The 22,286-nt window shown below is 35.9% G+C and carries 19 protein-coding genes; 5 read left to right on the top strand and 14 right to left on the bottom strand.

The annotated features are described in order from the left end of the window. Positions 1–5: 5 nt before the first annotated feature. The 3 genes from JOC75_RS16060 to JOC75_RS16050 form a co-directional block, all read right to left on the bottom strand. Positions 6–854, bottom strand: a complete 849-nt coding sequence (locus tag JOC75_RS16060; protein WP_204955024.1) for a 3-hydroxybutyryl-CoA dehydrogenase — start codon at positions 852–854, stop codon at positions 6–8. Between the two features lie 39 nt (positions 855–893). After that, the gene (locus JOC75_RS16055) at positions 894–2,072 is read right to left on the bottom strand and encodes an acetyl-CoA C-acetyltransferase (RefSeq protein WP_204955023.1); all 1,179 of its coding nucleotides are present in this window, start codon (positions 2,070–2,072) and stop codon (positions 894–896) included. Positions 2,073–2,216: 144 nt separating this feature from the next. After that, the gene (locus JOC75_RS16050) at positions 2,217–4,331 is read right to left on the bottom strand and encodes a (Fe-S)-binding protein (protein WP_204955022.1); all 2,115 of its coding nucleotides are present in this window, start codon (positions 4,329–4,331) and stop codon (positions 2,217–2,219) included. Positions 4,332–4,626: 295 nt separating this feature from the next. Here JOC75_RS16050 and cls point away from each other — a divergent pair, with 295 nt between their 5' ends. The 3 genes from cls (at position 4,627) to JOC75_RS16035 (ending at position 8,721) form a co-directional block, all read left to right on the top strand. Next, positions 4,627–5,829: a cardiolipin synthase gene (gene cls, locus JOC75_RS16045; RefSeq protein WP_204955021.1), complete on the top strand. Its 1,203-nt coding sequence runs from the start codon at positions 4,627–4,629 to the stop codon at positions 5,827–5,829. Positions 5,830–5,841: 12 nt separating this feature from the next. Beyond that, positions 5,842–6,798 carry a UV DNA damage repair endonuclease UvsE gene (gene uvsE / locus JOC75_RS16040; protein ID WP_204955020.1) on the top strand — a complete coding sequence of 319 codons (957 nt, stop codon included), beginning with the start codon at positions 5,842–5,844 and terminating at the stop codon, positions 6,796–6,798. A 300-nt stretch (positions 6,799–7,098) separates the two neighbouring features. Further along, positions 7,099–8,721, top strand: coding sequence for a family 14 glycosylhydrolase (locus tag JOC75_RS16035; protein WP_204955102.1), 1,623 nt, complete (start codon positions 7,099–7,101; stop codon positions 8,719–8,721). Positions 8,722–8,982: 261 nt separating this feature from the next. Here the strand turns inward: JOC75_RS16035 and argS are convergent, their stop codons facing one another. The 6 genes from argS to speE form a co-directional block, all read right to left on the bottom strand. Then, the gene (argS, locus tag JOC75_RS16030) at positions 8,983–10,653 is read right to left on the bottom strand and encodes an arginine--tRNA ligase (protein ID WP_204955019.1); all 1,671 of its coding nucleotides are present in this window, start codon (positions 10,651–10,653) and stop codon (positions 8,983–8,985) included. Beyond that, the gene (locus JOC75_RS16025) at positions 10,650–11,081 is read right to left on the bottom strand and encodes a YwiB family protein (RefSeq protein ID WP_204955018.1); all 432 of its coding nucleotides are present in this window, start codon (positions 11,079–11,081) and stop codon (positions 10,650–10,652) included. Before JOC75_RS16025 ends, argS begins: the two co-directional genes overlap by 4 nt. A 137-nt stretch (positions 11,082–11,218) precedes the next feature. Continuing rightward, positions 11,219–11,359 (bottom strand): hypothetical protein, encoded by a 141-nt coding sequence (locus JOC75_RS16020; RefSeq protein ID WP_204955017.1) that lies wholly within the window; start codon positions 11,357–11,359, stop codon positions 11,219–11,221. Between the two features lie 74 nt (positions 11,360–11,433). Continuing rightward, positions 11,434–12,123, bottom strand: coding sequence for a CAP domain-containing protein (locus JOC75_RS16015; protein WP_204955016.1), 690 nt, complete (start codon positions 12,121–12,123; stop codon positions 11,434–11,436). A 357-nt stretch (positions 12,124–12,480) separates the two neighbouring features. Then, positions 12,481–13,362, bottom strand: a complete 882-nt coding sequence (gene speB, locus JOC75_RS16010; RefSeq protein ID WP_146949699.1) for an agmatinase — start codon at positions 13,360–13,362, stop codon at positions 12,481–12,483. Positions 13,363–13,582: 220 nt separating this feature from the next. Beyond that, the gene (gene speE, locus JOC75_RS16005) at positions 13,583–14,413 is read right to left on the bottom strand and encodes a spermidine synthase (RefSeq protein ID WP_204955015.1); all 831 of its coding nucleotides are present in this window, start codon (positions 14,411–14,413) and stop codon (positions 13,583–13,585) included. A 381-nt stretch (positions 14,414–14,794) separates the two neighbouring features. Here speE and JOC75_RS16000 point away from each other — a divergent pair, with 381 nt between their 5' ends. Next, positions 14,795–16,861, top strand: a complete 2,067-nt coding sequence (locus JOC75_RS16000) for a transglycosylase domain-containing protein (protein WP_204955014.1) — start codon at positions 14,795–14,797, stop codon at positions 16,859–16,861. 405 nt (positions 16,862–17,266) lie between these two features. On the opposite strand, the gene JOC75_RS15995 is transcribed toward JOC75_RS16000, so the two are convergent. Beyond that, positions 17,267–17,788 carry a YwhD family protein gene (locus JOC75_RS15995; RefSeq protein ID WP_204955013.1) on the bottom strand — a complete coding sequence of 174 codons (522 nt, stop codon included), beginning with the start codon at positions 17,786–17,788 and terminating at the stop codon, positions 17,267–17,269. Between the two features lie 77 nt (positions 17,789–17,865). After that, positions 17,866–18,540 carry a site-2 protease family protein gene (locus JOC75_RS15990; RefSeq protein WP_204955012.1) on the bottom strand — a complete coding sequence of 225 codons (675 nt, stop codon included), beginning with the start codon at positions 18,538–18,540 and terminating at the stop codon, positions 17,866–17,868. 578 nt (positions 18,541–19,118) lie between these two features. On the opposite strand from JOC75_RS15990, the gene JOC75_RS15985 reads away from it, so the two are divergent. Next, complete coding sequence (locus JOC75_RS15985; protein WP_146949704.1) at positions 19,119–19,304, top strand: 2-hydroxymuconate tautomerase; 186 nt, start codon at positions 19,119–19,121, stop codon at positions 19,302–19,304. A gap of 106 nt (positions 19,305–19,410) precedes the next feature. On the opposite strand, the gene JOC75_RS15980 is transcribed toward JOC75_RS15985, so the two are convergent. The 3 genes from JOC75_RS15980 to JOC75_RS15970 form a co-directional block, all read right to left on the bottom strand. Next, positions 19,411–20,115, bottom strand: coding sequence for a Dps family protein (locus JOC75_RS15980; RefSeq protein ID WP_204955011.1), 705 nt, complete (start codon positions 20,113–20,115; stop codon positions 19,411–19,413). Positions 20,116–20,282: 167 nt separating this feature from the next. Next, a complete protein-coding gene (locus tag JOC75_RS15975; protein WP_204955010.1) occupies positions 20,283–20,804 on the bottom strand; it encodes a YwgA family protein in 522 nt (173 codons plus the stop codon). 40 nt (positions 20,805–20,844) lie between these two features. Then, entirely contained in the window at positions 20,845–22,143 is a 1,299-nt protein-coding gene (locus JOC75_RS15970; protein WP_204955009.1) for an HD domain-containing protein, read from the bottom strand. Positions 22,144–22,286: the final 143 nt, after the last annotated feature.

The raw sequence follows: 22,286 nt of genomic DNA, 5'->3' as shown, positions 1-22,286 counted from the left end.
GCAATTTAATAAGTATAAAAGCCTCTACCTGATTTTCTCCCTAACCAGCCAGCACTTACATACTTTCGTAACAATGGACAAGGTCGATATTTATCATCTCCAAAGCCTTCATGAAGTGTTTCCATAATATATAAACATGTATCAAGACCGATGAAATCAGCTAAAGTTAAAGGTCCCATTGGATGGTTCATGCCTAGCTTCATCACTTCATCAATTGCTTCTGGCTCGGCAACACCTTCATAAACGGTATAGATTGCTTCATTAATCATCGGCATTAAAATTCGGTTCGAAACAAAGCCTGGAAAATCATTTACTTCAACTGGAACCTTGTTTATCTTCTCTGTTAAATTCTTAATTTGGTCAAAAACTTCATCAGCTGTCGCTAGACCACGAATAATTTCGACTAGCTTCATAACAGGTACAGGATTCATAAAATGCATTCCGATGACCTTTTCTGGTCTATTTGTTGCAGCAGCTATTTCAGTAATTGGCAGAGATGATGTATTTGTTGCTAGAATCGTATGATCTGCTGTTAGTTTATCTAGTTCCTTAAAGAGCTTTGTTTTAATTTCCATTTTTTCAACAATTGCTTCTATAACTAAATCAACGGAGCTTGCGTTTGAGAGGTTAACTGAGGTTGATAATCTTTGTTGTGTTTCATTTTTCTCATTCTCGGACATTTTTCCTTTTTCTACCAATCTAGTAAGCTGTTTCTCAATCGATTTTATTCCTTTTCCAACAATTTCTTCTGATATATCATGTAGTACAACTTCTATGCCTGACATCGCACAAACCTGGGCAATGCCTGATCCCATTTGCCCAGCTCCAACAACCATTATTTTATCTATACTCATTCCTTATCTCCCCCTTAAAAATTGACGTTTTTTTTCACCTCAAACTTGAAGCATGATCGCATCACCTTGCCCACTACCGCTACAAATTGCCGCAATTCCAATGCCTCCGCCTCTGCGTTTTAATTCATGTATAAGGGTAATGATGATTCTTGCTCCACTTGCTCCGATTGGATGTCCAAGTGCAACAGCTCCACCGTTTACATTTACTTTTTCAGGATCTAAGTTAGCTAGTTGATTCGCAGCTAGTGCAACTGTTGCAAAGGCTTCGTTAATTTCAAATAGATCAATATCTTCAACACTTTTACCTGCTTTGTTTAAAAGTTCATTAATAACAAGACCTGGCGTTTTAGGAAAATCCTTTGCTTCAACAGCGATTGCCGTATGAGCTAAAATTGTTGCTAGTGGCTGCAAGCCTTCCTTTTGTGCACGCTCATCACTCATTAATACAAGTGCAGCTGCTCCATCATTAATTCCCGGGGCATTTCCAGCTGTAATTGTGCCATCATGATCAAATACAGGTGCTAGCTTTGATAATCTCTCTATAGACGTGTCTTTTCGTGGCGCTTCATCTTGATCAACAATTATTGGATCACCTTTACGTTGTGGAACAGGCACGGATACAATTTCTTCAGCTAATAATCCTGCTTCCTGTGCATTTACTGCCCGCTGATGGCTTCTTAATGCCCATTCATCCTGTGCTTGTCGAGTTAGCTCTAAATCTTTTGAAGTTCTATTTCCGTAAGTGCCCATATGTACACCTGTAAAGCTACATGTTAACCCATCATGAATCATAGAATCCTTTACTGCACTATCTCCCATTTTTAAGCCCCATCGTGCTTTTGGTAATAAATAAGGTGCATTGCTCATTGATTCCATTCCACCAGCAACAATCACTTCTTCATCACCAGCTCTAATTACTTGATCAGCTAATGTCACACTTCGTAATCCTGATGCACACACTTTATTGATTGTTTCTGTTTTAACATTCCACGGCAAATCAGCAGCACGTGCAGCCTGACGAGAAGGAATTTGACCTTGCCCACCTTGTAGCACATTTCCAAAAATCACTTCATCCACTTGGTCTTTATCAACATTTGCTCTTTTTAAAGCTTCCTTAATTGCAATTCCTCCTAATTCTGCAGCTGTTAACGAAGCGAGTGTGCCTCCGAACTTTCCAACAGGTGTTCTTACACCACTTAAAATCACTGTTTTCGCCATTGTTAATTTCCTCCTCAAATAAAAAAATATTATCTAATAGCAAACGCTTACATAAATGACTGAACGCTCGCTCGATTACCTCGCAAATTTGAAAGGGGGTCTGACCCCCCTCTTCATTTTATGATCGTTTTTTCTTCTAAATAACTATGAAACTAATTCTTTTATTTCGCCAAAAATCGATTTTTCCAGTAGTTCAGCTACATCATAAGTGCTTACTGTCTCTTCTACTTCTTTTGCTTTTGTTCCATCACTTAGCATTGTTAAGCAATATGGACAGCCTGCACTAATGACAGATGGCTTAACAGCTAATGCTTGCTCTGTTCTCGCCACATTGATTCTGCTGCCAGTATCTTCTTCCATCCACATCAGTCCACCACCAGCTCCACAGCACATACCCTTGTCGCGGTTACGCTCCATTTCAACAAGCTTAACACCAGGAATTGCTTTTAGAATATCTCGTGGTGCATCATATACCTCATTGTATCTTCCTAAATAACAGGAATCATGGAAGGTAATTGTTTCTTCAACAGCAAGCTTTGGTTTTAGCTTTCCTGATTTCACTAGCTCAGCAAGTAACTCTGTATGATGGAAAACCTCTGCTTCTAATCCAAAGTCTGGATATTCATTTTTAAAGATATTGTACGCATGTGGATCAATTGTAACGATCTTTTTGATGTCATTCTTCACAAACTCATCAATGTTCTTTGTTGCAAGCTCTTGGAATAAAAATTCATTTCCTAGACGACGTGGTGTATCACCTGAATTTTTCTCTTTATTACCAAGAATCGCAAACTTCACACCAGCTTCGTTAAGTAGTTTTGCAAAGGAAAGAGCAATCTTTTGGCTACGATTATCATAAGATCCCATAGATCCAACCCAGAATAAGTATTCAAACTCTTCTCCAGCTTTGCTCATTTCCTTAACAGTAGGTACAACAACATCTTCTCGTGCTTCACGCCATGTTTCACGCTCTTTACGATTAAGACCCCACGGATTTCCCTGGCGTTCAATATTTGTCATCGCACGTTGTGCATCAGCATCCATTTTTCCTTCTGTCAAAACTAAATAGCGACGCATATCAATAATTTTATCAACATGCTCATTCATAACTGGACATTGATCTTCACAGTTACGACATGTAGTACAAGCCCAAATTTCTTCCTCTGTAATCACATCACCAATTAATGATGGACTGTAGTCAACAGCTGTTGCTGCAGATTCATTTGCACCAGCACCAGATGCCATCATTGCGATTTGATTTCCTTTTGTCCCACTAAATGCAACCGCAGGAACCCATGGCTGTTTCTGTGTAACCGCAGCTCCAGTGAAGGTTAAATGATCTCTTAATTTCAAAATCAAATCCATCGGAGATAGAATTTTCCCTGTACCTGTTGCTGGACACATATTTGTACAGCGTCCACACTCTACACATGCATATAAATCAATGAGTTGAGGTTGAGTAAAGTCCTCAATTTTTCCAACCCCGAACGATTCTTGTGTTTCATCTTCAAAGTCAATTTTCTCAAGCTTTCCTGGGTTTGAAACACGATTAAAGTAAACATTTGCCGGTCCAGCAATTAAATGTGCGTGCTTTGATTGTGGCACATACACTAAGAATGTTAATAAAAATAATAAGTGAATCCACCAAGCAATATAGAAAATAACGATCGAGCCTGTTTCTCCAACAAAGCTAAGTAAAAATGCAAATGAAGAAGCAATAGGCTCTGACCATGTTAAATCATGACCATGCCAATTAAGTCCCATACCATTTCCTAGTAATACGGATAACATAAGGCCACCAATGAAGATTAATACTAAGCCTGATTTAAAGCCTCGCTTTAGTCGAACAAGTTTTTCAACATATCTTCGGTGAAATGCCCAAACGACTGCAACTAAAATCATGAATGTGACAATCTCTTGGAAAAATGTAAAGGCAGGATACAGTGGTCCTAATGGTAAATGTGCACCAGGTATCAATCCTTTAATGATAAAATCAAGTGCGCCAAACTGAACAAGAATAAAGCCATAAAAAAACATGACATGGATAATTCCACTTTTCTTGTCTTTCAATAACTTTTTCTGCCCAAATACATTCACCAAAATCTTTTCGAATCTTTCCTTTACCTTGCCATCAAATTCAACCTTTTTTCCAAGCTTAATGTAAGCCATCCTTGTACGAATTAAGTAAGCAAATAGATGTACAGCGTAAGCGGTTACAATTAAGAACGCAATAAAATTCACCCATAAAAGTGCATCCATCTCAATTTCCCCCAATCTCCCAGTTGTAACAAAAAAATACTTTATGGTCACTACCCCTAAAACTCTTCCCTTTTTAACTATACCTCTATGATAATAAATGAATGAGCATTCAGTCAATAGTTTTTTTGGTGCCTGTCACTCCCCGAATTATGTCGATTCCATCTAGATGCCATGTACATAAAAAGCTTCGTAACCGTTAAAGATAATAAAAATAAATTCTGACAGCCATAAAATTCAATTCGTTTCTTTTGATCCAATTCTATTTTCTGCTACTACTTGGAGGAGGTATTGCAAATTGAATACGTTAATCATCTGCTCTATCGTTGTGGCAATTTTAATTGGGTGGTTGATCTTTGACTATAAAGCTGGTCGAAAAAATCATCTCTTAACTTCTAAATACACCCAATTTCCTCTAAGAAAAAGTGACATATCAGTTTTTATTGATGGAAATGATTTTTATAAAGATTACTTCGAGAACATTAAAAATAGTACTACATATGTTCATGTGTTATTTTTTATAGTGAAAAATGATAAAATCAGCCATGAATTTTTATCTATTTTAGGTGATAAAGCAAAAGAAGGTTTAGATGTACGTTTATTGCTTGATTATGTTGGCAGCTCAAAATTAGGTAAGAAAAAAATCCAAGCTTTAAAGAACCAGGGAGTTCGAATTGCCTTTTCACATAAGCCTAAATTACCTTTTTTACTTTATACTTCTCAAGCTAGAAACCATCGTAAGATAACCGTAATTGACGGAAAAACCTCCTATTTAGGTGGATTTAATATCGGTAAGGAATATATTGGTCAAGATCCAAAGCTTGGTTATTGGAGAGATTATCATCTTAAAATTAAAGGTGAGGGTGTTATTGATTTACAGCAGCAATTTCTAAAAGACTGGTTTGATTCTACAGGTGAAAATGATCTTAACGAACCTAGATTTTCTGAGAAACATCCTAAAGGGGAAAGCACCCATATGTTTATTTCGACTTATGGTGAAAAGCTAGAAGATCATTTTATCGATTTTATCCAAAATGCCAAGCAAGAAATTATTATTTGCACACCATATTTCATTCCTGGAAAAATGATTTTAAATGAGCTTTTAGAAGCCTTATCAAGAGGGGTAAAAGTAAAATTAGTGGTACCCATGGGTAAGGACCATCCCTTAGTAAAGGAAGCATCACTTCCCTACTTTGGGCCGCTTATTTTAGCCGGTGGAGAAATTTATCAGTTTTTTTATGGATTTTTTCATGCCAAGGTCATTATTATTGATGATAAATTTTGTGATATTGGAACAGCTAATTTCGATAAACGGAGCATGTATTTAAATGACGAAATGAACTGTTTAATTTACGATCCGGCTTTTATTGAAAAAGTGCGTGGCTTAATTCACAAGGATATGAAGCACTCTGAGCTATTAACATATAGCGCCTATGAAAAAAGGCCTCTTACTACAAAAATAAAAGAGAGATTTGCAACAATGATTTCACATTTTCTATGAGGAGAAAGTTAAATGATTATTCGCTTTGGTTATGTTTCACACGCTCTCGCTCTATGGGATTGCTCACCTGCAAAGTCGTTAACCTTTACGCGATGGAAGCAGCTAGACGAGAATGAGAGGAAAGATCAGCTTTTATATGTAACAAGAAAAAATTTAGAGCATACTTTACGTATGATTCATTACAATATTGCACAAGAAATCCAAGTTTACCGTCTATCTTCATCAATTGTACCTCTTGCAACACATCCAGAGGTTCTATGGGATTATCGTACACCTTTTAAGGATTTACTCACCGAAATCGGTCAGTTAGTGAAGAAAAATAAATTAAGAACTAGCTTTCACCCTAATCAATTCACGCTATTTACTAGTGACAAGCCTCATATAACAGATAATGCTGTGGGTGATATGCAATATCATTATGATTTATTAGATGCTATGGGTCTTGCAGATGAAGCAATTATTAACATTCATGTAGGTGGCGCTTATGGCAATAAGGAAAAAGCTACAGAACGATTTCATGAAAATATAAAGAAATTGCCTGCAGAGATCAAGAAACGAATGACCCTAGAAAATGATGACAAAACTTATACAACAACAGAAACATTGAAGATTTGTCAAAAAGAAAAAATTCCGATGCTATTTGATTATCACCATTACATTGCAAATAAAGATGAAGATGAAAATTTCGAAGAGCTGTTGCCAGAAATTTTTGACACCTGGTCTTTTGTTGGTCTTCATCCAAAAATTCACGTGTCATCACCTAAAACAGAAAAGGAATTTAGAAGCCACGCAGATTATGTGGATGCTGAATTTCTTATGCCATTATTATTATTTTTAAAAAACCACAATGCAAACGTTGACTTAATGATTGAAGCTAAGAAAAAAGACCTTGCTGCTATAAAGCTTTGTGAGGATATTTCTAAAATTAGGGGTGTAAAACGAATTGGTGGTGCAACAATTGAGTGGTAAGGCTAACTTTATAGTTAGTCTCTTTTTTTCGATACCCTCACTAAATATAGGTATTTATCACTATTTTACTTGTCGAAATATAGGACATATATCACTTGTTTGCTAAACGTGTTATCATATATTCTAAAGATAGACATTAATTTCAGAAAATTGTGCAATCGATTGCGCATAAAGCCTTTTATTTTTATTTATAAATGGAAGCGCTTTAATTTCTGAAATTAGTTCAAGATTCGTTTTAAAAATTTTACAATAGGGGGAGTTACAGTGAGAAAGTTTCTAAAACAGGTAAGCATTAGTTTCATGATTATTCTTTTAGCAACAACAACATTTTTTAACCCGTCAGCTTCTGCAGATATTAAGTCAGATTACAAAGCATATGTGATGGCACCTTTAACAAAAATCACAAATTGGAGTGATTTCTCAAAACAGCTTGCTACGTTAAAAAGTAATGGAGTATATGCTCTAACAACTGATGTTTGGTGGGGCGATGTAGAGAAGAATGGCAATAATCAGTTTGATTGGTCTTACTATCGTCAATATGCTCAAGTTGTAAGAGAATCAGGGCTAAAATGGGTACCAATCATTTCGACACACCAATGTGGTGGAAATGTTGGTGATGATTGTAATATTCCTGTTCCTAACTGGGTCTGGAATCTTGCAAGCGAGGATGTGTTAACACACGAATCAGAAACAGGCTATGTGAACAAAGAAACTGTCTCACCTTGGGCAACAAATGTGATTTCAACTCAATATAATGAGCTCTACTCATCTTTTGCTCAGAATTTCTCGGATTATAAAGATATCATTGTTAAAATCTATTTAAGTGGTGGACCAGCTGGTGAGCTTCGTTTTCCATCATATGTTTCTGGTGATGGCTGGAGCTATCCTTCAAGAGGAAAATTACAGGCATATACTGAAACAGCAAAAACAGATTTTAGAAATAATATGCAAGCAAAGTATGGTACAATCAGTAGCTTGAATGCTGCTTGGAACACAAATTTATCATCATTCAGTCAAGTGAATCCACCATCTGATGGAGATAATTTCTTCACGTCAGGTGCTGCTTATAATAGTCAATATGGTAAGGACTTTATGAATTGGTACCAAAGTGTTTTAACAAAGCATCTTTCGTTAATTAGCAGTAAAGCACATCAAAACTTCGACTCTACTTTTGGTGTACCAATAGGGGCTAAGATTGCTGGACTTCATTGGAAAATGAATGATCCATATATGCCACATTCAACTGAATATTCAGCAGGGTATCATGATTATGCAAAAATACTGGATCAATTTAAAGCGAGTAATCTTCACCTAACATTCACTTGCTTGGAAATGGACAATAGTCAGGCATATACAAGCCCATACTATTCAGCTCCTAAATCACTTGTTACACAAATTGCTAATCTTGCTACACAAAGAGGAATTGTTTTAAATGGTGAAAATGCCTTAGCTATTTCAAGCTCTGATGCTAGCTATAGTGAAACACGCTATCGTAATACAGCACAGCATTTGTTTAATGAGGGCTTTAGTGGATTTACACTACTTCGCTTAGCAAATGTAGTCAATGCAAATGGAACAAAAACAGCTGAGATGGACCGTTTTAGAGATATTCTAATTCTTCAGCCAATAAAGGTGGATTTCATCGTTAAAAATGCCCCAACCGCTTCAGGTGACACTGTTTATGTAACAGGAAACCGCTGGGAAATGGGCATGTGGGATAATGCCGATGGTGACAAAATCAAGCTAACGTGGAACAGCACATACCAGGACTGGAGAGGTTCAGCTTATATAGCTGCAAATCGTTATTATGAATTTAAAGCAGTTGTTGCAGGCTCAAATAATGTTGTAAAATCATGGGAGCCTGGTAGCAATAATGTTTGGAATACACCGTCTACGAATAGTAGTTACACAGTTCAATGGTAATTTAAAAAGCGCAAGGTACCTGGCCATCGGCGACAAACATAAGACGAATAAATCTATATTCAGTTAAGCTGAAAGAAACAAGTTCGTTCCATTGCGCTGCAGACACTCACTTTCCACTAGTTCTTAGAATAAGTATGCAAAATCAAAAATCCATTGCAGAAGCAAAAAACCCGAACTATTAGGTGAAAGATTAATTGAATTATCACCTAATAATTCGGGTTTATCATTAGCTTAAATATTTATGTCCCAGTCTCTTTCCTATTACATTTTTTCAGGAGCAGAAACACCAATTAGTGTTAGTGCATTTTGTAATGTCACTTGTGTTGATTTCATTAACGCAAGTCTTGCACGACTTTTTTCGATATTCTCTGGATCAAGCACTTTTTCAGCATTATAAAAGCTGTGTAAAGTTGATGCTAAATCATAAATGTAATTTGTGATTCTGTGTGGAATACGTTTTTGAGCAGCTTCTGTAACAGCTTGTGGGAATTCGCCTAATTTCTTCAGTAAGTCAAATTCCTTTTCAGATGAAATTTCAGCTAGCTTTAAGTTATCCTCAAAAGTAAGTCCTTGCTCTTCACCTTGACGAAGCATGCTACAAATACGTGCATGTGCATATTGAGCATAGTAAACTGGATTTTCATTCGATTTTGAAACAGCTAAATCAAGGTCAAAATCCATATGTGTATCAGCACTTCTCATCGCAAAGAAGTAACGAACAGCATCAAGACCAACTTCTTCAATTAAATCTCTCATTGTTACAGCTTTACCAGTACGTTTACTCATCTTCATTTTCTCGCCATCTTTATAAAGGTGAACAAGCTGAATAATTTCAACCTCTAACGTATCTTTGCCATACCCTAGTGCTTCAATTGCTGCTTTCATACGCGGAATATAACCATGATGGTCAGCTCCCCATACATTGATAAGCTTTGTGAAGCCACGATCAAGCTTGTCTTTATGATAAGCAATATCAGGAGTTAAGTACGTATAAGATCCATCATTTTTAATCAGAACACGATCTTTGTCATCACCAAATGTTGTTGAGCGGAACCATGTTGCTCCCTCTTCTTCATAAATATGACCTTTATCCTTTAATGCCGCTAAAGCATTATCAATTTTCCCATTATGATATAAAGATGTTTCAGAATACCATACATCAAATGGTACACGGAACTCCTCTAAGTCAGCTTTCAATTTACCCATTTCATATTTCAAGCCATATTCTCTAAAAAAGCTTAAACGCTCTTCACTAGCTTGGTTAGCATATTGATCACCAAATTCTTCAGCAAGCTTTTTCCCAATCCCAACGATATCTTGACCATGGTAGCCATCTTCAGGCATCTCTGCATCCTTGTCTAAAGCTTGTAAATAACGAGCCTCAACTGAACGTGCTAAGTTATTAATTTGATTTCCTGCATCATTGATATAGTATTCACGTGACACATCATAGCCTGCTTTTGTTAATACATTACATAAAGAATCACCAACAGCAGCCCCACGTGCATGGCCTAAATGCAGATCTCCAGTAGGATTTGCTGAAACAAACTCAACCTGAAGCTTTTCATTATTTCCTACATTTGTCTCACCATAGCTTGTTCCTGCTTTTAAGATAGATGGAATTAAATCAGTTAAATAGCTATTATTCATATAGAAATTAATAAAGCCAGGTCCAGCAATTTCGATTTTATCGATAGAGCCCTTCTCTTTATCAAAATTAGCGACAATTTCATCAGCAATCATACGAGGTGCTTTTTTGGCAACTCGTGCCAGCTGCATTGCCATATTTGTTGAATAATCACCATGTGCTTTTTCTTTTGGAAGCTCTAATAATACATCAGGTATTTGCGATTCTTCTGCTAAACCAGCCTTTAAAACTGCTGCTTTCACTTCATCTTTCAACCGTTCTTTTACTTGCTCAACTATGTTCATTTGTTATCCTCCTTATACGAAATCATTAGCTTATGTACATGCTTTTCATTTTCATCTATTTGCAAATCATATAAAATAACGAGCCTATCTTCAAGCTCTGTTTTTTCAAATTGTAATGTATGTGTAAATGTTTGAAGCTGTAGTTTTCCAAAAGGAGTGCCATAGTCTGTCACTGTTGGTATTGCTTGAATAAAGCGTTGCTTCATCGTCACCGCACCAGATCGCATCACAACAACCTCATCGCCGCTAATCTTCACAGTTGTTCTCACAGATCCTAGCTCATGCTTTTCATTATATCGAAGGTAAATGGAACGCCCCTTTTCGATATACTCTCCTGTTGTATCCACTTCAATCTTTTCGATATCATGATCTTTTTCATTATGAATTTCTGAAACAACTTTAATTGAAACAGGTGTGCTTTCTGTCATATCGACACTCCCTTTTCATTCATATCCTTAACTTTAATAGTATAAAGAACGATTTGCAACTTCGCAAGGTGGGATTGTAGAGATTTTGGGGGAATTCTACTTGAATTTTGGGGTGCCGTAAGAAATTGGCATGTTGCTTAAGCTGTTATTTGCTGTTTAGTGGAGTTTATTTGCTGTTTTAGAGATTTTATTTGCCGATTTAATCTTTTTATTTGCTGTTTCTCTGGTTTTATTTGCTCAAATAGCCCATATATTAGAAATTCTACATAATTCAACAAAAAATGCGCTCCCTCCCCGGTGATGAGGTGCGCTCAAAAAAGCGACTAGTTTTAAGCTAGCCGCTTTCTTAACGTTATTTCCCGATAAACTGCTGTGTCCAGTAGTTACCGCTCGATACATACCCGACACCAATATGTGTAAAGTTTGCACTCAAAATGTTTTTACGATGTCCTGCGCTATTCATCCATGCATTTACAACCTCTTCAGGAGTACGCTGACCTTTTGCAATATTCTCACCTGCTGCTCGGTAGGTGATGCCAAATTTCTTCATCATATCAAAGGGTGAGCCGTAAGTCGGACTTGTATGTGAAAAATAATTATTTCTTTGCATATCTAAAGACTTTTCACGTGCCACTTGACTCAGAGCTGGATCAACCTTTAAAGCTGACAATCCATTTTTAGCACGCTCCTGATTAGTCGATTCTACTACTTGTTGTTCAAATTGATTAAGCTGGTATCCTGCTATTTCACTTGATGTGTCTTCTTTTTGAGCAGGCTGTTGCTTTTGAACAGGTTGTTTAATAGGTGTTGTCACCGGTTGTTGTTCTACTTTTTGTGTTTCTACTGGCTGCTGTTGAACGCGAATATTTTTAAAATACTTCTCAAATAAAGCATTAATTTGGTCTGCGCTCAGATTACTAGATTTATAAGTATATACCTTTGTATACGTCGTATTTGAGGCAGCATCCGCTTTATTCGTTATAGGATTTGCCATCAATATTGCTGCACTAGCAACGATTGATACTATTAGTTTCTTTTTCATTTTGTTTATCCTCCCTCATTCTCCTCTAACTTCGCACATATCGTAACATGCAGTTTTTTGTCATAATTGAGGGAGATTTTAACAAACATTAAAAGTAGATTTCTTTCTAGGAAAAATGACATATAAGTATTTATTCTTTTTCAGGAAAAATATAAGATCATAAAAATATTCAATCTATGTAATAGTTACTAGTTTTCAGAAATAGATGGGATAACATCCAATTTTTTAGTTAAATATGATGGTTGACAGGTTTTTATTCATCTTCAAATATGACAAAATATATCCTCAAGATTACAGGATATTACAGGTTGTCACAATGAAAATGGGGTCAGACCCCGAGAGTCTGACCCCATACCATTATCCTTTTTTCTGAACCCAACCAAGAATCATTTCTCGTAAAATTTTACTAGCTGTATTAGCTGTTTGTTCTGATGGGTCGTAGATTGGTGCTACTTCAACTAAATCAGAGCCAACAACACGTACATCAGATGCTGCTATTGCGTGAATTGAAGCTAGTAGCTCTTTTGATGTGATTCCACCTGCATCAACTGTTCCTGTACCAGGTGCGTGTGCAGGATCCAACACATCGATATCGATTGTTACGTATACAGGACGTCCAGCAAGCTTTGGTAGTATTTCTTTAAGAGGCTCAAGAACTTCAAATTTCGAAATATGCATGCCTACTTCCTTTGCCCACTTAAATTCTTCTTTCATTCCTGAACGTATGCCAAAAGAGTACACATTAGTAGGTCCAATTAAATTTGCAATCTTTTTAATTGGTGTTGAGTGTGATAAAGGTTCACCTTCATAATCATCACGTAGATCTGTATGTGCATCCATATGAATGATTGCTAGATCAGGATATTTTTTGTACATTGCCTTCATGACCGGCCATGATACTAAATGCTCTCCACCCATTCCTAACGGATACTTGTCATCCTTTAATAAAGAATCGATATATTCTTCAATCAATTCAATACTTTTTTGTGGATTACCAAATGGAAGGGGAATATCTCCAGCATCAAAGTATTTCACTTCATCAAGCTCTTTATCCAAATATGGACTATATTCTTCAAGTCCAATTGAAACTTCACGTATTCTTGATGGACCAAAACGAGAGCCTGGACGATAACTAACTGTCCAATCCATTGGCATACCATAAATTACTGCTTCACTTTCCTCATAATTAGGGTGACTTTTTATAAATACATTACCTGAATATGCTTCATCAAATTTCACAAAACTTCCTCCGTTCTTTAAAAAAAGTGAGAGAAAGACCCCTCACTTCATTTCATCTATTTTGTTTTGTTTACATTGCATTTCAATTCTTGAGCCTCTTAAGCTTGTCCGAGGCTGATCAGGCGATTACGCTTGTCTATTTGGCTAGCTTCATCGCCTAGCCCCTCGAGGTCTTAAGTTCCTAAATCTTGTCGGGGCTGAACTAACGATTTCACTTTTCTTATTTAATCAAATCACTTACAAACTTCGGTAATACAAAGCATGCTTTGTGAAGTTCTTTTGTGTAGTATTTTGTTTCGATTTCGTGGAAACGGTCTTCACTTACTTCTAGTGGATCGTGTTTTTTTGATCCGATTGTGAAAGTCCATAATCCACTTGGATACGTTGGGATGTTTGCTGTATAAAGACGTGTAATCGGGAAGATTTCCTTCACATCACGTTGAACATTTGTAATAAGCTCTGGTGTGAACCATGGGTTGTCCGTTTGTGCAACAAATACACCATCTTCTTTTAGGGCTTTTGAAATACCAGCATAAAATCCTTTTGTGAATAAGTTAACTGCGGGTCCCATTGGCTCTGTAGAATCTACCATAATCACGTCATATTCATTTTCACTTTCTGCAATATGCATGAAGCCATCGCCCACTTTTACATCAACACGTGGATCATCTAGCTTCCCTGCAATTTCAGGTAGGAATTTCTTCGAATACTCAATAACCTTACCATCGATATCAACAAGTGTTGCTTTTTTTACTTGAGGGTGTTTAAGAACTTCACGAATAACTCCTCCGTCTCCACCACCAACAACAAGTACATTTTCAGGGTTTGGGTGTGTAAATAAAGGTACATGAGCTACCATTTCGTGATAAACAAATTCATCTTTTTGAGATGTCATAACCATTCCGTCTAGGAAAAGCATGTTACCAAACTCTTCTGTTTCAACCATTTCTAAATATTGAAAATCAGTTTGTTCTGTATGTAACGTTTGTTTTACTTTTAACGTAATTCCAAAATTCTTTGTTTGTTTTTCTGTGTACCATAATTCGCTCATTCTTTTACCATCCTTTCAACCAGCTTTTACTATACGTTTATCCTTACTCTTTAAATTTAAAACTTGGACCCTTGTTAAACTTGAGCTTTAACAAAGCCAAAAATCTTAAGTGAAAAGCACAATCGTATATAGCTTGTCTCATATTATTTTAACCGGTTGATCTCACGAACATCCGGTATATTTTCAATCTGTTTTTTGTTACCGAAAAAGATTTTCTTCTTTCTAAAAACGATCTGTTATTTCTTTAAAGCTATAGTTGAATCTAGCAGAAAATCAAGGAAAAATCTATGACTTTTTAACAAAATGTTTAAAAAGCTCCTAAAAAACTCATAATGGCTAATAGTATACACGTCCGTAAATAAAAATAAGGAGGTGAGCAGGTTGGATGTTATTACTCCTAAACGTATAAAAATCACATTAAAAACAATTCGTGCTCTCACTTTTATAGGGTTATTATTCTTTGTTTTTTTATCAACTGTTATTTTAAGTGTTGTACTATATGCGAAGTGGCAAGGACCTCCTTCTTTAGCAGTGCCACAATCGACAATCATTTATGCAAATGATGGTTCAACAATAGGTGAACTCCATAATGGCCAAAAGCGATATTGGGTAAATCTTGATCATATTTCTGAGCATGTACTCAACGCCACATTAGCCATTGAGGACCAGAATTTCCATAAACATAATGGATTTGATTATAAACGAATTGCAGGAGCAGCACTTGCTGATCTTAAAGCAATGGCGAAGGTTCAAGGTGCTAGCACAATAACTCAGCAGTATGCTCGTAATCTATATTTAGAGCATGAAAAAACCTGGAAGCGAAAATTTAATGAAGCATTATATACAATTCGATTAGAACAAAATTATAGTAAGAAGCAAATTCTAGAAGGCTATTTAAATACGATTTATTATGGTCATGGTGTATATGGAATAGAAGCTGCTGCTAATTATTATTTTGGGAAAAGTGCAAAGGAATTAACATTAGCTGAAGCTGCACTTCTAGCAGGAATTCCTAAAGGTCCTAATCTCTATTCTCCTTATATTAATAAAGAAAAAGCTGAAAAGAGACAGTCGATTATTCTGGAAATTATGAAAAAAGAAAACTATATTTCAGAAAAAGAACTTGATACTGCAGGTAATCAAAAGCTTGTATATAAAATAAAAACCGATAATATTCAAAAGGGTATTGCTCCTTATTTTCAGGATGCTATGATGAGCTCTTTAGAAAATGAATATCAAATTGATGAACAAATGATCCAAACACAAGGATTAAAAATTTACACAACATTGGATCCTGACATGCAAGAAATTGCTGAAGAACTTGTTGAACAATCGATTGATGAAAAATCGGATATCCAAGCAGGGTTTGTTGCCATGGATCCGAAAACAGGCTATGTGAAGGCATTAATAGGTGGTCGTGATTACGCGGAAAGTCCCTTTAACCGAGCAACTCAAGCTAAAAGACAGCCTGGCTCTTCTATAAAGCCTTTACTTTATTATGCTGCCGTTACAAAAGGATTTACTCCTTCAACAGAGATGAAGAGTGAGCCAACATCCTTTACGTATGATAATGGGAAAGCAAATTATAAGCCAAGTAATTACAACGACTATTATGCTGATGATTTTATTACAATGCTTGAAGCAATTGCTTTATCTGATAATATTTTTGCTGTAAAAACACATATGTTTATCGGAATGGAAGAGCTCGCAAAAACAGGGGAACTCTTTGGATTGTCATCAAAAATCAAACAAATTCCATCAACAGCTTTAGGAACATCTCCTGTTCGCCTTATTGAGCTTGTTAATGCATATGGAATGCTTGGCAATGGCGGTAATAAGATCACTCCGAAGTTTGTAACAAAAATTGAAAATGCCGATGGTGAGGTCATCTACAAAGCTGATAAAACAAAGGAGCAGCTTTTAAATGAACAAGCTGCATTTGTAACAACTCATATGATGACAGGAATGTTTGATACAAGCTTAAATAGTTATACATCAGTTACAGGACATAGTATTGCTGATGCCTTAACAAGAGAATATGCTGGAAAATCTGGGACCACCTCAACAGATAGTTGGATGGTTGGTATGTCTCCTCAATTAGTTACTGGTGTTTGGACAGGATATGATAAAGGAAAAACGATTAATCTTGTTCAAGAACGAAGCTATGCAAAAAATATTTGGGCAACATTTATGGAAAAAGCATTAGACGATCAATCTGTTAAAGCCTTCACACCACCAGATGGTGTTGTCGGTGCATATATTAATCCAGAAAGCGGAAAACTCGCCACAAAGGGTTGTCCTGGTAAAAGATATACCTATTTCATCACAGGAACCGAACCAACTGAATATTGTGAAGATCATATCGATGAAGTTGAAGAAAATGATGCAAACGAAAAGAAACAAGAAGAAGATCGTTGGTTTGATAAGCTATTTAAATGGTGGGATTAAGGAATAATAATACAATCAATAAAAAACCCCGAGCAAAGGTTGCTCGGGGTTTTTTATGTCCTAGTTTTATAAAACTGTAATCTTAGTCTACTAATTTTATGGAGTAACCACAAGAAATTCCCTTGTTGTTCACTGAATTGTCACACTTTAGCCACATATTGCTTTTTTTTAGGCTCTTTTCTAATGATTGTTGCTATGTAACCAACATATACAGTAGAAACAGTGTACCGCATATAAAGGTACACTTTATGAAAAAAAGATGCCACTAGACTAACTTAACTACTGTGCTGATTTCTTCGGGTATTTAAAAGCAACAAAGTTTGCGAAAACAGCCTTTTATTAACATATTCAGTTGCAAGGCAACCAAACAAGATCACCTGGAAGCCTTGCACCTTCTTAGCAGTTTTAACTATGATTTGTTTTAAGATCATCCTTTAATTTTTGCTCTGATAAATTCCACATATCTTCATTATGATTATGTAAATATTTCGCAAGAATATCCTTTGAACGATCATCCATATGATCAACAATAATATGACGCTTCATTGATTTATCCATACGATTAACATGCTCTGGAAGAGATTTATAGCCTCGTCTTATTGAACGGTCTACTGTAAGCTCACAAGCCGTTACACCTGCATAGTACGGTCCTTCTGCTTTACGATCAATTGTTACCCAAACGAGCCAATACGGCTTACCATTTGGTACCTCTTCTTTTGTTTTAAGAAACTTAATTCCTTTTTCTACAACACTTCTAGCATGCATAGCACCTATATCAACAAATGCTTCATCTTCTTCAATATCTATAAAAACAGGTGATACATTATCAAGACTTAATGCACCAATGCCAAAGCCTCCATGACCATCTGTTGGATCATTTTTTATAATATTAAAGCCAATGCTTTTTTTCTTTTTATCTTGTTCCATATGATATCCTCCTATATTAACTTTATAGATATGTTCTGAGCCTGATGATTCAATCAGGCTCAGTGATTAGATTATGTTTAGTATAAAGGACTAAGTATTAAATGAATGATGCTCATGACAATTGTATTGCCAATATTTAAAAATGGATGAATTGTATAAGAATCTAAAGGTGTTATCACTAAAATAAGGAAAACAACAATTCCATAGCTTTCATATTGAGTCATTTTTGATCTTATATGTGCTGGTACAAGATCTTCAATGATCCTATATCCATCTAAAGGTGGGAAAGGCAATAAATTGAATAAAAATAGCATTACATTAAGAGAAACAAAAATCCCAAAAAACAGATCTAATTGCTCTGCATAATTTCCTGGTACCATTGTCATGATGCCAGATACATATAGTATGTTCACAATTGCTGTTCCTAAAAAGGCTAGCAATAAATTACTTAGTGGACCGGCAACTGATACAAGTACACCAGCAAGTCGCGGTCTTTTAAAAAAGAAGCGATTAACAGGTACTGGCTTTGCCCAACCAAATCCAGCGATAAAGATCAAAATGGTACCGAATGGATCTAGATGTGCAAGTGGTGATAGTGTCAGCCTTCCTTGTCTTTGTGCGGTTGGATCACCAAATTTATAGGCAACAAACGCATGAGCAAATTCATGAAGAGTAAAGGCGACAATTAAGGTGATCACAACATACGGAATCATTTCTAAAGGAAATGCTAAAAAGCTGCTAAAATCGTTCATTTATTTCTCCTTTGGTTATATGTAAAATTTGAACAGACATTGAGGTGTTGAAATAAATCTAAATATGTAATTCTGTATAAAGCTTGGGCATCTTATCTCAATAGATAAGGGTTTTCTATTTTATAAAGAAAATGTCTCAATGCTTAATTTTAAAAAGGTTCTTAAATAGATCTTATAGCTTTAAACTTTATTTAATAACAAAACTGAGTAAGTTGATCGTATCGGAAGGTGCGAGACTCCTGCGGGTGCAGCGGGACAGGTGAGATCCCACAGGCGCTGTGCGCCGAGGAAGCTCACCGCCCGCCCCGCGGAAAGCGAGCAACCTGGAGAGAAGATCAACTAACACTACACTATTTATATCGAGTGATAAATGATCAACTTAGGTCAAGATCTATCTCTATATAAATCGCTATATCCTTCTACATTAACATGTAATGCAATCTATTTTCGAATAAAGTATACTATATTTAAGGATCAATTTCTTGTACAAATGCTTTCGATAGGTGGTTTATACATATTTTTTCATCGACATCATTCACAGAATTTTGTAAAAAGAGAAGGTAAAAGGAGAGAGTACAATGCCATATGTAACAGTTAAAATGCTAGAAGGCCGAACAGAGGAACAAAAAAAAGCTTTAGTTGAAAAGGTTACAGCAGCTGTATCAGAAACAACAGGTGCTCCTGCAGAAAAGATCGCTATCTTCATTGAAGAAATGAGCAAAAACAATTATGCATTAGGTGGTAAGCGTTTAAGCGACGAATAGGTAGATATATAAATGCAAAATTTGATTTATAAGATTTAAAAGAGGAAGCCATTTAAAAGGTTTCCTCACTTTCATTTCTAGCAAATAGCAATACAGGAATTAGTAATCAATGCTTTAAATTGTCATTTAACTTACGATTAGATGCAATATCATCTTCTCCATCAAGAAGATGCTTCATGCCACGAACAAGGGTATCATCTTCAAGCAGGCTCCAAATGTGATAACCAAAGTCTTCACGCTTTAATAGTACTCCTTCTAATACCTGCACTGTGCCAAAATCATTTAGTTCATGAGCACGACTAATTGTTTTTCTCATCATGCCTTGAATTTTAATTTCATGCTCAAGGTCATTTCGCAGGAAGTCTCTCATTGTGTAGCGACCTTCTACTTCATGCTTAATATATGAAAGCTCATGCTGAGTAACAGGATGAGCGGTTGGCACCATCCCTAAGCGCGCAACTCTTTCACCAATCATATCAATATGCTTCTTTGTTACATCAATATGTTCATCTAAAATATGATGTAAGCTTCCAAATGATTCTGCTCCTTCTGTTAACCAATGATGTTTCGTGTATTGGTTAAGTGCCACATTTAATGCACAATTATGCTCATCTAGCTGCAAGCCCATCTCCTGACGAGTTTCGTAAGGTAAACTAATCCCACTACCTTCTTTTCTCGCCATTCTTGGTTCTTGGCGTAAAATCATTTTATCTTGGTGGTTTGACTGATGTCCTGGCATTTGTGGATCAAAGCCTGTTTTGTTTAATTTAAATTCATCATGTGAAAAACCTTGATTATCATGTGATTCCATATGATCACTCCTTTTTATCTGTTTTACACGGCTCTTTTTTAAGCTGTTACTAAATGTACATCATTTTCTTATAGCATCAGTGTTTCCCAAAAAAGCCTTTTACAAAGATAGTGTGTACAAGGAGCGAGATATTATGAATAAAGACTAAAAAAAGCCGCCACATTAAATTAATGTTGGGCGACTTCGTTTTTCACAATATCCTTTACTTTTTCAATATATAGATACGCTTCATTCACTTCTTCCTCAGTGTAGCGCTGCTTGCTCTTTAACGTGAATACCTTCTCTTTAACTTCTTCTTTAGAATGTCCTTCAAAATAAAGAATCGTTGAAACAAGCTCTAGAAAGCGTGAACTTTGTTCATTTAAATTCAACATACAGTCTTTTAGTGGTGGTAAATCTAAATCATAATGTCCTAAAAAATCACTTCCAGCGTCTGTTAGTGAATAACGGTACTGAAAATAACCACCCTTTTTTTCATGAATTTCATTTAAAAATCCTAAATTACAAAGCTCTTCGATACGAAGAGTTAATTCCTCAGAGTAAGGACCATAAAAATGGAAATTATATTTTTCATAGAAAGGAAGCTCTATTTTTTTGGCAATATAAATCATCTTTTGTAACTTTTTCCGACCAATGATTTCTCCAGCTGATGAGATTACTTCCATCAGCTTAGCATGTTCTTTCATCAAAGCCCCGTCATCTCCTAACATCTCTTTGTTTCTATCATTACTATTTATTTATATTTAATAATTCAAGGATTCTCTTTTTTGCCGTTCGTTTTGTTGATAAATCCTCGATTAAGTCTAATGGAAAATATAATTTATGATCTGTTCTTCTTTTGCCAGATATGGCATCGACAATTTCTGATTGTCTTGATAACTCTTTTAATTCACCATTTGGCATTAATAAATGAATAGGCAATCTCTCTTCTTCTTCACCCGGACGATAGAAGTCATATGGCAGATCAGAGGATGAATCAACAACTAAATAATATTCTGGATCGATACCAGCTTTTTTAAATAGTGTTGTTAACTCAATTAATGTCATCATTTGAACATTAGGATTAAATTCAACAAACTTAAATAATTGGCGATTCATGAATCGTCTACATAAATCACTTAAAATCGGATCATCTTCCTCAAGCCATGCTTGAAAATAATAGAGAATGATTGATTCATCTAACTTTAAATAGTCTTCTAAGGTTAGTTCATCTTCAAATATTGAATAAAAATGTATAGGATTATGTTTAAAGGTATAAAATTCGTGATGCAGTTGTTTTGCCCGATGGAGAATTTTGGTAAGGATAACTTCCGCGCTTCTAGTAACTGGGTGAAAATAAACCTGCCAGTACATTTGATAACGACTCATAATATAATCCTCAACAGCATGCATTCCACTACTTTTAATCACCACTTGATCTTCTCTTGGACGCATAACACGAAGAATACGTTCCATATCAAAATGACCGTAGCTAACACCTGTATAGTAAGCATCTCGTTGTAAGTAATCCATTCGATCGGCATCAATCTGGCTAGATATTAAACTTACAACCTGTTTCTTTTCATAGGTTTTGGCAATAACTTCAGCGACCTTCTTCGGAAAGCTTTTATCTACTTTACTTAGAACAGCATGAACCTCTGTATCACCTAATATAATTTTCTGCGTAAAATCTTCATGATCCAGATGAAAAACTTTTTCAAACGAATGGGAAAAAGGACCATGTCCTAAATCATGCAAAAGTGCTGCACAAAGACATAATAATCTTTCTTCATCATCCCATTCAGGACGACCATTAAATACATCATCAACAATACGTCTCACAATTTCATATACACCAAGAGAATGGTTAAATCGGCTATGCTCAGCACCATGAAAGGTTAAGTATGTTGTTCCTAACTGACGAATTCTTCGCAAACGTTGGAATTCCTTCGTTCCAATTAGATCCCAAATAAGCTTGTCACGTACATGTATATAGCGGTGAACGGGATCTTTAAAAACCTTTTCCTCAGACAACTTTTCATTTAGCATTGTCTTTCCCTCTTCCGTTCTATCATTTTTAAGGTTGTTTTTCGTAACTAAATCGACTGCTTTTATTATATCGACTTCAACTCGACATGAACACCCATAATTTGCGATTGTTTTTTATGAAAGCTGTTTTAATAAGTTGATAG

The sequence above is a fragment of the Metabacillus crassostreae genome, from assembly GCF_016908395.1.
Classification (GTDB): domain Bacteria; phylum Bacillota; class Bacilli; order Bacillales; family Bacillaceae; genus Metabacillus; species Metabacillus crassostreae.
The sequence above is the reverse complement of the archived record's forward strand: the minus strand, read 5'-3'. Positions and strand labels throughout refer to the sequence as shown.

What these genes read in the sequence shown, in the direction of transcription:
- JOC75_RS16060 (WP_204955024.1), bottom strand. Translation starts at nt 854, where the DNA reads ATGAGTATAGATAAAATAATGGTTGTTGGAGCTGGGCAAATGGGATCA.
- JOC75_RS16055 (WP_204955023.1), bottom strand. Translation starts at nt 2,072, where the DNA reads ATGGCGAAAACAGTGATTTTAAGTGGTGTAAGAACACCTGTTGGAAAG.
- JOC75_RS16050 (WP_204955022.1), bottom strand. Translation starts at nt 4,331, where the DNA reads ATGGATGCACTTTTATGGGTGAATTTTATTGCGTTCTTAATTGTAACC.
- uvsE (WP_204955020.1), top strand. Translation starts at nt 5,842, where the DNA reads ATGATTATTCGCTTTGGTTATGTTTCACACGCTCTCGCTCTATGGGAT.
- JOC75_RS16035 (WP_204955102.1), top strand. Translation starts at nt 7,099, where the DNA reads ATGATTATTCTTTTAGCAACAACAACATTTTTTAACCCGTCAGCTTCT.
- argS (WP_204955019.1), bottom strand. Translation starts at nt 10,653, where the DNA reads ATGAACATAGTTGAGCAAGTAAAAGAACGGTTGAAAGATGAAGTGAAA.
- JOC75_RS16025 (WP_204955018.1), bottom strand. Translation starts at nt 11,081, where the DNA reads ATGACAGAAAGCACACCTGTTTCAATTAAAGTTGTTTCAGAAATTCAT.
- JOC75_RS16015 (WP_204955016.1), bottom strand. Translation starts at nt 12,123, where the DNA reads ATGAAAAAGAAACTAATAGTATCAATCGTTGCTAGTGCAGCAATATTG.
- speE (WP_204955015.1), bottom strand. Translation starts at nt 14,413, where the DNA reads ATGAGCGAATTATGGTACACAGAAAAACAAACAAAGAATTTTGGAATT.
- JOC75_RS15995 (WP_204955013.1), bottom strand. Translation starts at nt 17,788, where the DNA reads ATGGAACAAGATAAAAAGAAAAAAAGCATTGGCTTTAATATTATAAAA.
- JOC75_RS15990 (WP_204955012.1), bottom strand. Translation starts at nt 18,540, where the DNA reads ATGAACGATTTTAGCAGCTTTTTAGCATTTCCTTTAGAAATGATTCCG.
- JOC75_RS15985 (WP_146949704.1), top strand. Translation starts at nt 19,119, where the DNA reads ATGCCATATGTAACAGTTAAAATGCTAGAAGGCCGAACAGAGGAACAA.
- JOC75_RS15980 (WP_204955011.1), bottom strand. Translation starts at nt 20,115, where the DNA reads ATGGAATCACATGATAATCAAGGTTTTTCACATGATGAATTTAAATTA.
- JOC75_RS15970 (WP_204955009.1), bottom strand. Translation starts at nt 22,143, where the DNA reads ATGCTAAATGAAAAGTTGTCTGAGGAAAAGGTTTTTAAAGATCCCGTT.